Raw genomic sequence first — 12,711 nt, 5'->3', positions numbered from 1 at the left:
ACTTCCTTCCACTCGAAGACAAAACAAAGGCTCGAAGGCCGAACGAGGCCTCCGAGCCATCGGTTGCACGCGGACGCGGTCGCCCGCGAAACGCAGGCTACTCGGTTTCGCCGGGCTTGGCTCCGCGCGCGAGGGCGTCCTGATAGGCGCGCATGGCGCGCATGCGTTCGCCGGGAAGCAGGCGCTCGAACATGGTCTTGCCATGCAGATGGTCGATCTCGTGCTGCAGGCATACGCAGAACAGGTCGCCTGCCGCCTCGTAGCGCATGAGGTTGCCGTCCAGATCGTATGCCTCCACGACCACATGGTCCGGACGGTTGATCTCGCAGTTGATGCCGGGGATGGAAAGACACCCTTCCGTATAAGGCGCGAGCGTATCGGACTGCTCGACGATCACGGGGTTGATAAGGACGTAGGGATCATAGTCCTTGGCAGACGTGTACTCGGTATCCACGATGGCCAGCTGGATGAGCTCGCCCACCTGCGGCGCAGCCAGGCCGCAACCCCCGTTCTCGAACATATCGCGCTTCATGCGCTCGACGAGCTGCTCGATCTCGGGCGTGATCTCCTCGATCTGCGCGCACTCCTGGCGCAGGCGCGGATCGGGAGACAGCACGATGCCGTTGCACTCCATAGTTGGTCCTCCTACATAAGATCATACGCGTCTACGTCGACGCTCACGGATATATCGGACTGGGAGCCCAGCTCGCGCAGGCACTCCCCTAAAACCCTAGAGACATGGTACCCCAGCGGGCACTTCACCATAAAGTGGAACCGGAAGCGATCTTTAGCACGCTCGACCACACAGCTCGTGGGACCCAGCACCACCGGTGAGCGCGCAGGGTCGGCCAGGGAGAGCTCGCCCTCCTGAACAGGGTCGACGAAGGCGAGCGACACGTCGGCCACCGCCTCGCGCACCAGCGCGGCGAAGCGCTCGGCGTATGCCCGCGTAGCCCGCTCGTCCCTGCCCCATACCACGACGTTCGCCAGACGCACATACGGCGGATAACTCGCCTCCTCGCGCTGAGCAAGGTCGTAGGCGGTGAACAACGAGCGGTCGTGGCCGGCGACGGCGCGTATGACCGGGTTGTCGGGCAGATAGGTCTGGATGACCACCGTACCCGGGCGCTCGCCGCGCCCCGCTCGTCCAGCCACCTGCTCGAGCAGGTCGTAGGCGCGCTCCTGCGCACGGAAATCGGGCATCTTGAGCGCGTAGTCGGCGTTGACCACGCCCACGAGCGTTACCTCGGGGAAGTCGAGGCCCTTCGCGATCATCTGCGTGCCCAGCAGCACCGCGCACTCGGCGGCGTCGAACTGCTCGAGCAGCTGCTTGTGTGCATCCTTGGCCTTGGTTGAGTCGGCATCCATGCGGATGACCTGCACATGCGGCGGCATGATGGCGCGCAACGCGTCCTCGACCTGCTGCGTGCCCAGGCCCATCTTGGCGAGATACCTGCTGCCGCACTTGGGGCAGGCGGAGCCCACGGCGGGATAGGGCCGTACGTGGTAGGTTGCGCCGCACGTATGGCATTCGAGCGTGTGCGTGCGTTCGTGGTAGGTGAGGGCGGTGGAGCAATGCTTGCACGTGGGCACGCACCCGCATTCGCGACACATGAGAAACGGGGCGAAACCGCGCCTGTTATGGAGCAGCACAGCCTTCTCGCCGCGTTCGGCTACACCCATGAGCTCGTCGTAGAGCACCTGGGAGAACATGGAGCGGCTGCCCGCTGCGAACTCGCGGCGAAGATCGGCCACGACGACGCGGGGCAGCACCGCGCCGCCGGGTCGCTCGGGCATCTCCACGCGCTGCCAGCGCTGCCCAAGGTACGAGCCCTCGGCACAGCGCCCGAGCGCCTCGGCGGAAGGGGTGGCCGACCCCAGCACCAAGGGAATCCGCAGGCGCCGCGCGATATGCGCGGCCACCTCGCGCGCATGGTAGCGCGGGGCGGAACCCTGCTTATACGACTGTTCGTGCTCCTCGTCGATCACGATGAGCTTGAGGTTGCGAAACGGGCAGAAGAGCGCGGAGCGAGCGCCCACCACGACGCGCGCCGCTCCGGTTCGAACCATATCCCACTGGTCGAGGCGCTCGCCCGCAGACAGCCGGGAGTGAAACACCGCCACCGACTCGCCGAAGCGCGAGCGGAACCTGCCCACCGTTTGGGCGGTCAGCGAGATCTCGGGCACCAGCACGCACGCCTCTCCGCCGTCAGCAAGCACGCGCTCGATGGCGGACAGGTAGACCTCGGTCTTACCCGACCCCGTAACGCCGTCGACGAGCACCACCGATGCCGCACGTTCGCGCCGCGCGCGCTCGATGGCGTCGAGCGCCTCCACCTGCCCCGCGGTGAGCTGCCGGGGCTGCACGGCGCAGGCAGAAGACAGCGAGGTCCCGCTATCGGCGCGGCGCCAGGCGCGGCGCTCCTCGACCTGCACCACGCCCTTCTTCTCGAGCGTGCGGATGGCGGCGGAAAGATCGGTGTAAAGGAGGTTGAGCTCGCGCGTGGTCACGGGGCCGCACGACAAGGCGGCGAGCAGCTGTCGTTGGCGCGTAGCGTTGGCAGGGGGCACGTAGGCGTTGCCGTCGATGGTGAGGGATACCACGCGCTCGCGCGCCTCGGCGACCGCCGGCGGCTCGACCTCGTAGGTACCGTCGGCCCGACGCTTCAGGCGCGGCGTGCCGCCCGGCGGCAGGAAAAGCCTCAAGCACTCGGCGAGCGATGCCACATACTCCCCGCTCATCCACAGCGCGGCTTCGGCGAAATACGATGCACAGGACGAACCGGCGACGATCGCGCGCAAGGGCTTCACGCGCGCGGGGCTCACGCCCTCGACAAACGAGAGCTCGTCGAGTTCAGGCGCGATATCGATCACATAGCCGAGCGCGACGCGGCGCCCAAAAGGGATGAGAACGCTACAGCCGAGCTCGATATCGCAGGCGAGCTGCTCGGGCACCCCGTAAGCAAACGGCTCGGAAAGCGCGCGCGAAGGAATGTCCACCACAACCGCAGCGAAGCACGAGTTGCTCGCACCCATATCGGAAAGCTGCATACGGGAATCATCGCAACACGATGAAACATCTTCCAACAAGGTCATCTGCTCGGCCACTTCGCTCCCCTCCCTACCGCGACTCCAAACAAGCGTACGCCAGAAGCCGAAATCAACCGCCCGCGATGCCCACCGCACCGAGTTTCCACGAGAAAACACTACACGCACTATAGGTTCAGCGTTCCATACCCATACGCTCCGAACATACTGCGACCATAGATGAGCTACGGGCTCGTGATGGTCCCGGCCAGCCGATGCGGGCTCCAAACGCTGGCAGGCAACCACGCCTCATCAACAAGAAAGGGCGCTGCTCCGCATTGAAGCGAAGGCAGCGCCCTTGAGGCACGTTTGCCGGAATCGAGACCGCGGCGCTACGCCAGGCCGCAAGCGGAGCGAAGCTCGTCCACGCGGTCGCAACGCTCCCACGTGAAATCGGCGTCCTCGCGCCCGAAGTGTCCGTAGGCGGCCGTCTTCTCATAGATGGGACGACGCAGGTCGAGATCGCGGATGATGGCACCGGGTCGCAGATCGAACACGGTCTTCACGGCGTTCTCGATAACCTGCTCGTCAACCTTGGCGGTACCGAAGGTGTCGACCATGATAGACAGCGGGTGCGCGACGCCGATCGCATAGGCGAGCTCGACTTCGCAGCGGTCGGCGAGGCCGGCAGCGACCACGTTTTTGGCTACCCAACGCGCCGCATACGCAGCGGAGCGGTCAACCTTCGTGCAGTCCTTGCCCGAGAACGCGCCGCCGCCGTGACGGCCGTAGCCGCCGTAGGTATCGACGATGATCTTGCGGCCGGTAAGACCCGTATCGCCCATGGGGCCGCCCACGACGAAGCGGCCGGTGGGGTTCACATAGAGCTCGGCGTCATCCCAGTCCACGCCCGCCTCATGCATGACCGGGGCGATGACATGGGCCTTGAGGTCGGACTTGATATAGTCCATCAACTCGATCTCGGGAGCATGCTGGGTGGAGATCACGATGGTCTCCACGGCAACGGGTCGGCCGTCCTCGTAGCGCACGGTCACCTGAGTCTTGCCATCGGGACGCAGATACGGCAGCGTGCCGTCGTGGCGGACGGCGGCCAGGCGCTCGGCGAGGCGGCTCGCCAGGTAATGCGGCATGGGCATGAGGGTGGGCGTCTCGTTGGACGCGTAGCCGAACATCATACCCTGGTCGCCCGCGCCGATGAGGTCGAGCGGGTCGGTGGTGCGTCCTGCCTGGACGTCGTAGGACTCGTCGACGCCCTGCGCGATGTCGGGGCTCTGCTCGTGGATCATGTTGATGACGCCGCAGGTCTCGCAGTCGAAGCCGAACTTCGCGCGATCGTAGCCGATGCGGCGCACGACATCGCGCGCGATGGCCTGCACGTCGATATAGGCCTCGGTGCGAATCTCGCCCGAAACGATGATGCTGCCGGTGGTGACGAGCGTCTCGCATGCGCAGCGAGCGTTCTCGAGTTTGGCGGGCACGCCGTTGGGGGCAACGTAGCCCTTGGATTCAAGCTCGGCCTCCTTGGAGAGGATCGCGTCGAGGATGGCATCCGAGATCTGGTCGGCGATCTTATCGGGATGGCCCTCGGTCACCGATTCGGAAGTGAAAACGAACGAACGCGAAGCGTTCAGCTGTTCCTCGGTGGAACGATTAGTATCTGGCATAGAAGCCCCTTTCAAAAAATGCGCCCGGCGACCGTTACCATTCCGCCGGGCATCTTTCGAAATAAGTATAGGCATCCGCGTCACGCAGCCAGGGCACTTCGGACCACACCACGGTAATGACGCAAACGCGCGAGGCATCTCGATGGTCGCCTGGCACCAAATGCAGAAAATGAGTCTAAAAATATCGATGCATACTTTCCATTAGCTATTTAAATCCTCAGATGTCCACAAAGTCAGTCTTGTTGAACCTCATTCAATCGAAGCGCACCGTCCTCAAACGGCAGAACTGACAATAATGACCATTAATGTGCGAATCTAGAACGGTTGTCCGCTGACAAAAGACTCAAAACCTGTAATTAGTGCCACGACAACCCTGTACAAGAAGGCATGCGGCAAATACAAAACAAATAATATGCAGCAACAACGAGCAAATATGCATTCTGCACCCGCTTGCTTCGCAATCTCCCGCCTTCACCCTGCAGGGGGCTCGTCAACGGCTTCTCAATCAACTCGCGATAAGGACCCCATGCCGCGAGCAGCGGCTTTAACGCGCGCCGATCCAAAGAAGCTGCGTCAACGCCTCGAGCATATCACATCGGCTCTCGAGCGTAGCATGCCGCCGATGCGAACGCGGAATGCCGGCATGATTCCAACGCCTCCATTCCGACGCCCCCTTCGAACCGATGTCGGAATGTGCATAGTTTGACAATACGTCCGGCGTCTCGACACAGCGGGTTTAAGTCTCGCATCTGCGGTTTATAATAAACGACGATCTATACGGTATAGTCCTTGAATGAATAAGAGTATCGACCAAGAGGAGCAGTCCATGAGCTCAAACGTCCGCGTTCGCTTCGCGCCCTCGCCCACCGGCAAGCTGCACATCGGAGGCGCCCGCACCGCGATCTACAACTGGGCTTTCGCCCGCGCCAACGGCGGAACCTTCATCCTGCGAATCGACGATACCGACCCCACGCGCTCAACCGACGAGAACACCCAGATCATCCTGCGAGCCATGCGCTGGCTGGGACTCGATTGGGACGAGGGCCCCGAGGTCGGCGGCGATTTCGGCCCCTATTCGCAGACCGAGCGCCTCGGCCTCTACAAGCAGACCGCCGAGCGCCTGCTGGCCGAAGGTAAGGCCTATCCCTGCTTCTGCACCCCCGAGCAGCTGGCCGCCGACCGCGAGGCCGCCCAGGCCCGCAAGGACCCCTTCCAGGGCTACCAGCGCCGTTGCCGCGACCTCTCGCCCGAGGAGGCCCAGGCGCGCATCGATGCCGGCGAGCCCTACGTGCTGCGCATCAAGGTACCCCAGGATCGCGGCAACGTTGTGATCAACGACGCCGTGCACGGCGAGGTCACCTTCGACGCCAAGGAGCTCGACGACTTCGTGATCTTCCGCTCCGACGGCACCCCCACCTACAACTTCGCCACCGTGGTTGACGACGCGCTCATGGGTATCACCCACGTCATCCGCGGCGACGACCACCTCTCCAACACCCCGCGCCAGGTCATTGTCTACGAGGCCATGGGCGCCCCGGTGCCCACCTTCGCGCATATCTCCATGATCTTGGGCGCGGATGGCAAGAAGCTCTCCAAGCGCCATGGCGCCACCTCCGTGGAAGAGTACCGCGATGCCGGCTACCTGTCCGACGCCTTCGTGAACTACCTGGCCCTGCTGGGCTGGTCGCTGGACGGCGAGACCACCGTCATCCCGCGCGACGTGCTCGCCAGCCAGTTCAGCCTGGAGCGCATCTCCAAGAACCCGGCGACCTTCGACCCCAAGAAGCTCGACTGGATGAACGCGGAGTACATCAACGCGATGGACGACGCGACGTTCGCAGACGAGATCATGCTGCCCGAGCTGCTCGAGGCCGGCCTGATCGACGAGGGCTTCGAGGCCGATGAGGCATGGGTCGACGCCCTGGCAGCCATCGTGCGCCCGCGCACCAAGATGCCCGCCGACGCCGCCGCCGTGGCCGCCCCGGTCTTCATGACGGCCGAGACCTTGGAGTACGACGAGAAGTCCGTCTCCAAGGGCCTGGCCAAGGAAGGCATGGGCGCCGTCCTCGACGCTGCGCGCGCTGCGCTCGAAGCCGTTACCGAGTGGACGCCCGCTCACATCGACGCTGCGCTCGAGCCGCTGCCCGAGGCGCTCGACGTGAAGAAGCGCCTCGTCTTCGGCGCCGTCCGCGTTGCCGAATGCGGCAACATGGTGAGCCCGCCGCTGGGCGAAACCATGGCGCTCATCGGCCGTGACGACTGCCTCGCCCGCATCGACCGCGCCCGCCCGATGGCGCTCTAATCCATCCCCCGGCCCCGGTACATATCCCCCTCGCTCAGCTTCGCTTTGCTCAGAAATCGCTCGGGGGATATGTACCGGGGCCTTTGTTGAACCGCTCGGGGCCATCGGGCGGGGGCGGGCGCTGCGGTGCAGGACGACCCGGCCATTCGCTAAGATAAATCTTGTTGTATTGTTTCGATGTTTGAGGCTTCGACTTGCTCGAGCTGCAGGCCACGAGGGCTGGAAAGAGCTCCGTGCGTTTGTTGAGCGAGGCGAAGCCGGCCGCAGGGGCCACACCGGCCCCTGCGGCCGGTCGAGCAGGAGGAACCATGGCAGCTAAGCCGCAATCGTTTGCCACCACATCGGCGTTCGAGGTGCTCGGTCCCGTTATGGTGGGACCCTCGTCGTCGCATACGGCGGGCGCCCTACGCTGCGCGCGCGTGGCGGCGACGCTCATCGAGGGCGACGTCGCATCCGTTCGCTTCACCCTGTGGAACAGCTTCGCCCACACCTACCGCGGGCACGGCACCGATCGCGCCCTCGTAGGCGGCATCCTGGGCTTCGATACCGATGACGAACGCATTCGCGACGCCTTCGAACTGGCTCGCGAACACGGCCTGGCATACGAATTCGCCATCGGTGGAGACGACCCGTCCATCCATCCCAACACAGTCGATATACACCTTGAAAGCACGAGCGGCGCCATAACCGACGTGCGAGGCGAGAGCCTGGGCGGCGGGCGCATGCGCATCAGCGCGATCAACGGCGTCCACGTGGAGATCTCGGGTCTGTATACCACGCTGTTCGTTGCCCATCGCGACGCACCGGGCGCCCTGGCAGCACTCACGGGCGCCCTGGCGAAGGCTCAGCTCAACATTGCCTTCTGCCGCACCTACCGCACCGAGGCGGGCGGCCAGGCGTACTCCGTGTTCGAAACCGACGGCGCCGCGCAACGCGATGTACTCCCCGTCGTACGCGCGCTCGACCTGGTAAACTACGCCACCTTCATCGAGCTCCCCGGCTCCGTCTCCACCCTGGGTCCCGGGGTATCCGTGCCCGACCTCTTCGACGATGCGGCCCAACTGCTCGCCGCAAGCGCCGAACGCGACCTCGGTATCGGCGCGGTGATGAGGCTGCGCGAGGAGCTCATGACCAGCCCCGATATCGCCCGCAGGCAGATGGACCGCGTGATCGAGGTCATGCGGAGCGAGACCACCGCCCCGCTCGAGCATCCGCAACGCTCGCTCGGCGGCTTCCTCGACGGACAGGCGCGCGACGTGCACCAGGCGGGCGGGCGCCTGTCCGCCAGCCTCATGGGCCCCACGCAGACCGAAGCCGTAGCCCGCGCCATGGCCGTGCTCGAGCGTTCCGCCACCATGGGCGTCATCGTAGCGGCGCCCACCGCCGGCTCCGCAGGCGTTGTCCCTGGATGCGTGCTCGCAGCGGCGCATGCGCTCGAGCTTGACGACGACGCCATCGCCGATGCGCTCTACTGCGCGGCCGCCGTCGGCCTCATCCTTTCGACCTCGGCCTGCGTAGCCGGCGCCGAGGGTGGATGCCAGGCCGAGGTGGGTTCCGCCGCCGCCATGGCCGCGGCCGCACTGGTAAGCATGCATGGCGGCACGCCGCAGCAATCGCTCGATGCTGCAGCTATCGCCCTAGCCAACCTGCTCGGCCTCGTATGCGACCCCGTGGGCGGCCTCGTGGAGGTACCCTGCCAGAACCGTAACGCCATCGGCGTGGCATGCGCGTTCTCCTCGGCGCAGCTCGCGCTCTCAGGCGTGCCGAGCCTCGTTCCCTTCGACGAGATGGCATCCGTCATGCTCGCCGTGGGGCGCGCGCTGCCCGCCTCGCTGCGCGAGACCGCCAAGGGAGGCATCGCGCAGGCGCCCTCGGCCAAGAGCGCGTGCGCGCGGTGCGGGGCGTGCTCGACGGCTCTGTAACCATGTAATCCCTACGCTCATGCCAACTTCATATCGTCTTCGGCCTATAATGAAGAATTGCTAACCAATTACCTTCAATAGCGTTTTCGAGGAAGCTTGCCCATGCACACTTCTCAGCAACAACCCCAAGACGATTCCAGCCAGACGCGCGCAGCGACGGACCAGCCCATCAATCCCCCGTGCGATGCCCAGCGCGCCGCGGCCATGCGAAACCTTCCTGATCCCGCCACCCCTCGAAGCAACCCCTCGCACACCGAGCAGGCCGCGTCGATGGAGACGCAAGCCATGGAAGCTGCGGGGCCGAAAAACGTCACCGCCCCGCAGGCGCCCATCGCCGAGCCGTGTGAACCCATCGCCGGGTCATCGCGCCAGACGACGAAGCCCGGCACCCGCTCCAACCGTCGCGCGCTCATCGGAGCGGGTATCGCCGTCGGCATCGTAGCCGTCCTCTATCTCGGAGGCGCCTTAGCGTTCTCGAACATCTACTATCCGGGCACGACGATCGCCGGCGTAGACGTCTCGTTCATGGGTCGAGACGCTGCTAAGAGCCGCGTCGAGGCATCCGCGCAATCCTACACCCTCGCCGTTGACGGCAACGACTTCTCATGGACCTATTCCGCAAAAGACAGCGGGCTGCCCGTCGATGTAGCGAAATGGGCGGATAGCCTCATCAAGGAAAGCGAGCCCTTCGCCTGGCCGTTCAAGCTCGCAGAGGCACTTGCCGGGCAGGGCGGCGAGGGTGCAGCCGCAGCGTCCCCCCAGGACCCCGCCCCCGGGTTCGACGAAGCCGCGTTCGACACCTCGTTCGCCCAGGCGGTCGAAGCCTATAACGAGGGCCGCAGCGGCACCTTCGATGCCCCGAGCGCCTACGATGAGGAGCAGGGCATCTTCACGCTCGAACGCGCCAAGACCAATGTGAAGCTCAATTACGAGCCCGCGCTCAAGCACGTGAAAGAAGCCCTGTTCAAGCTCGAATCCAGCGTACAACTCGACGCGAGCGATTTTGCGACCCTGGGCGGCGACGCTACCGATGAGCAACTTGAGGCTGCCTGCAAGGCGGCAAACGAGCTCATCGGCACCAATGTCGACATCAAGATGGAGGGCCATTCCGTCGCGAAACTCGGCGGAAAGGAACTCGCCGCCTGGATCGTATTCGACGAGAACCTCAAGCCATCGCTCGATCTGGAGAGCGTCACGGCCTGGGCTTACGAGCTCGATGACGACCTCGACACCGCCGGCAGCGAGCGAACCTACACCCGCCCCGACGGCAAAGTGGTAACCGTCGGCGGCGGCAATTATGGCTGGATCGTCGATTCCGCAGGGCTTGCCAAGGCCATCGAGCAAGCGGTCGCCAACAAGCAGACGGGTGATCTGGTCGTACCGCTCAAGAGCAAGGGCGCGGTCTACACCAAGCCCGGCGAGAAGGATTGGGCCGAATACGTCGATATCGACCTGTCTGAGCAGCATGCCCGCTATTACGACGCCAACGGCGCCCTGCAATGGGAGTCGGGATGCATCACCGGCAATCCAAACCTGGGAAACGAAACGCCCACCGGTATCTACCGAATGAATAGCTGCGGCACCAATATCGTTCTGGTGGGCAAGAAGGACCCCGAAACGGGCGAGCCCGAATATAAGACGCCCGTCAAGTATTGGATGCCCTTCGTCGGCCAGGCCATCGGCCTGCACGATGCCAGCTGGCAGGCCGCGTCGAACTTCTCCAACCCCAACGCATATAAGAGCGTGGGCAGCCACGGCTGCATCAACCTGCCGCCCGAGAAGGCTGCAGAGCTGTACGGCCTGATCAAGGAAGGCATCTGCGTGATCGTGCACTGGTAGCGAATGCCCCAGGCAACGCCACCGTCCATAGAGTGAGGCGCCGCGGGCGCCGGATGCATCGCGGCGTCCGGCGCCCGACATCGTTATCGACGAGGTCAACCGAATACGATAGCCGACCGGCAGCCCTACACGTTCATGTTGAAGTACACGATATCGAAACGAGCACCCAGCACCGCCCCGTTCGCATCGCGCGCGTTGGATGCGCGCATAGCGCCGCCCTGGGCGGCCACCAAGCTCTGCGCAAGCGATAACCCGATGCCCACGCCGCATGGATCGACCTCGGAGGAGCGGGCGTCTTCGCCATCATCGGCCGAGCCGCGGTAGAACCGCTCGAAGATATGCGGTAGGTCCTCCTCGGAGATTCCAGGCCCGGTATCTTCCACGCGAATGCGGCACGCGAGCGCATCTTGGCTCGCCGTCACGCGCACGGCGCCGCCGCGCCCCGCATGCTCCAGGCAGTTCTTAAGAACGTTGGACAAGGCCTCGACGCTCCACGCCTCATCACCCCAAAACGCGGCCTCGGGCTGAACCTCGACGGAAAGCGATACATCGGCCAAGTCGAAGGCAATCGCGAGCGCCTCCGCAGAGCGACGCACCACGTCTTCGGCGCGGACTTCGGCCCGCGCGAGGTCGATCGCGCCGGCATCGAGCCGCGCCATCTTGAGCAAGGCCGAGATGAGCCATCGGATGCGCTCTTGAAGCCCCTGCATCACGCGTAGGCGATCGATCATATCGCGAACATCCTGAGGCGAAAGGCCGTCTCGAGCCTCCATGAGCCGCTTGCGCATAAGCTCCGAAAGCAAGGATAACGACGTGAGCGGCGTCTTCAGCTGATGGGAGATATCCGCCAGGGAATCGGCCAGAGCATGGGTCTCGCCCTCAAGCTCATCGGCCGTGAGATACAGCCGGGAAACCATCTTATCGAGCTCGCTTGTAAGGACCGCCAGCTCCCCCTCGCGCATATGGGACAGGGAGAGGTCTCGCTCGCCATGCAGCACCGCGTCGATACGGGCCGAGATACGTGCGATATCGCGGTAGCGAAGGTAGGTGAACAGCCCCACCGCGGCCCCGAGGACCAAGCTGCACGCTGCAGTCCACAGGGCGATGGAACGACCCCAGCAAGCGTGCGCGCATGCGCACAACGCAAGCGATAAGCCGATATACAGCAGGAAGAACCGTCGTAGCTCGCGGTTGCGCATGAGCATCGCGACCACCTACCCAAACGCCTTGTAGCCCAAGCCGCGCACCGTCACGATCATGCGAGGCTCCGAGGGATTATCCTCGATCTTGTCGCGCAGCCGCTTGATGTAGACAGAAAGCGTGTTCTCCTCGATATACGTACCCGCCTCATCCCACAGAGCTTCGCGAATCATATCGCGCGAGACGAGCTTGCCCCTGTTGGTGGCAAACAGCAGCAGCAACCGGTATTCAAGCGCCGACAGCACGATATCGGCCCCGTCGCGCTCGACATGCGCGCGGTCGACATCGATGCTCAACGGTCCAAACTGCAGAACCCCATGAGATGCGCCTGAACGACGGATGGCCGCCGCGATGCGCGCGAGCAATTCGCGGGGCCGAAACGGCTTTGCGATATAGTCGTCGGCACCCATCTGGATACCGGCCACGGTATTGAATTCATCGCCGGAAGCCGTGAGGAAGATGACGGGGACATTCGGACGAGCCTGCTTGACCGCACTGCACACGGCGAAGCCGTTGCCCTGTGCCAACGTCACGTCGAGGAGGAGCAGCGCATATGGACGAGTAGCAAGGTCATCGGGACCGGCACCCAGCGCCAAGGCGATCGCCTCGTCTTGCGTAGAAGCCACATCGATAGCATAACCCTCGCTGCTCAGTAGCTCCGACAAGGCCTCGATGATGAGACGGTCATCTTCAACAAGTAATATGCGCGGTGCCATGCACGAGACCTCCCACGTCA

General features: G+C 64.2%; 8 protein-coding genes. 3 read left to right on the top strand and 5 right to left on the bottom strand.

Annotation, left to right across the window (positions count from 1 at the left end):
• Positions 1-97: 97 nt before the first annotated feature.
• The 3 genes from def to metK form a co-directional block, all read right to left on the bottom strand.
• A complete protein-coding gene (def, locus tag E4J93_RS04080) occupies positions 98-634 on the bottom strand; it encodes a peptide deformylase (protein ID WP_147588203.1) in 537 nt (178 codons plus the stop codon).
• 11 nt (positions 635-645) lie between these two features.
• A complete protein-coding gene (gene priA, locus E4J93_RS04075) occupies positions 646-3,051 on the bottom strand; it encodes a primosomal protein N' (protein ID WP_255431926.1) in 2,406 nt (801 codons plus the stop codon).
• Between the two features lie 368 nt (positions 3,052-3,419).
• On the bottom strand, positions 3,420-4,712 hold the full coding sequence (gene metK, locus E4J93_RS04070; protein WP_147588202.1) for a methionine adenosyltransferase: 1,293 nt from the start codon (positions 4,710-4,712) through the stop codon (positions 3,420-3,422).
• 826 nt (positions 4,713-5,538) lie between these two features.
• On the opposite strand from metK, the gene gltX reads away from it, so the two are divergent.
• From gltX to E4J93_RS04055, 3 genes are all read left to right on the top strand, one after another.
• Entirely contained in the window at positions 5,539-7,014 is a 1,476-nt protein-coding gene (gltX, locus tag E4J93_RS04065) for a glutamate--tRNA ligase (RefSeq protein WP_147588201.1), read from the top strand.
• A gap of 308 nt (positions 7,015-7,322) precedes the next feature.
• The gene (sdaAA, locus tag E4J93_RS04060; protein WP_147588200.1) at positions 7,323-8,936 is read left to right on the top strand and encodes an L-serine ammonia-lyase, iron-sulfur-dependent, subunit alpha; all 1,614 of its coding nucleotides are present in this window, start codon (positions 7,323-7,325) and stop codon (positions 8,934-8,936) included.
• 102 nt (positions 8,937-9,038) lie between these two features.
• Entirely contained in the window at positions 9,039-10,775 is a 1,737-nt protein-coding gene (locus E4J93_RS04055; RefSeq protein ID WP_147588199.1) for a L,D-transpeptidase family protein, read from the top strand.
• Positions 10,776-10,900: 125 nt separating this feature from the next.
• On the opposite strand, the gene E4J93_RS04050 is transcribed toward E4J93_RS04055, so the two are convergent.
• Together E4J93_RS04050 and E4J93_RS04045 are read right to left on the bottom strand one after the other, a co-directional pair.
• Complete coding sequence (locus E4J93_RS04050; RefSeq protein ID WP_255431911.1) at positions 10,901-11,980, bottom strand: sensor histidine kinase KdpD; 1,080 nt, start codon at positions 11,978-11,980, stop codon at positions 10,901-10,903.
• A 9-nt stretch (positions 11,981-11,989) separates the two neighbouring features.
• Entirely contained in the window at positions 11,990-12,691 is a 702-nt protein-coding gene (locus tag E4J93_RS04045; RefSeq protein ID WP_147588198.1) for a response regulator transcription factor, read from the bottom strand.
• Positions 12,692-12,711: the final 20 nt, after the last annotated feature.

This window comes from Collinsella sp. BA40, from assembly GCF_008014645.1.
GTDB lineage: Bacteria > Actinomycetota > Coriobacteriia > Coriobacteriales > Coriobacteriaceae > Collinsella.
This window is presented reverse-complemented; position numbering and strand designations above follow the sequence as displayed.

Coding starts and splice junctions, on each gene's coding strand:
- def (WP_147588203.1), bottom strand. CDS start 634: ATGGAGTGCAACGGCATCGTGCTGTCTCCCGATCCGCGCCTGCGCCAG.
- E4J93_RS04050 (WP_255431911.1), bottom strand. CDS start 11,980: ATGCTCATGCGCAACCGCGAGCTACGACGGTTCTTCCTGCTGTATATC.
- sdaAA (WP_147588200.1), top strand. CDS start 7,323: ATGGCAGCTAAGCCGCAATCGTTTGCCACCACATCGGCGTTCGAGGTG.
- E4J93_RS04055 (WP_147588199.1), top strand. CDS start 9,039: ATGCACACTTCTCAGCAACAACCCCAAGACGATTCCAGCCAGACGCGC.
- E4J93_RS04045 (WP_147588198.1), bottom strand. CDS start 12,691: ATGGCACCGCGCATATTACTTGTTGAAGATGACCGTCTCATCATCGAG.
- priA (WP_255431926.1), bottom strand. CDS start 3,051: ATGCAGCTTTCCGATATGGGTGCGAGCAACTCGTGCTTCGCTGCGGTT.
- gltX (WP_147588201.1), top strand. CDS start 5,539: ATGAGCTCAAACGTCCGCGTTCGCTTCGCGCCCTCGCCCACCGGCAAG.
- metK (WP_147588202.1), bottom strand. CDS start 4,712: ATGCCAGATACTAATCGTTCCACCGAGGAACAGCTGAACGCTTCGCGT.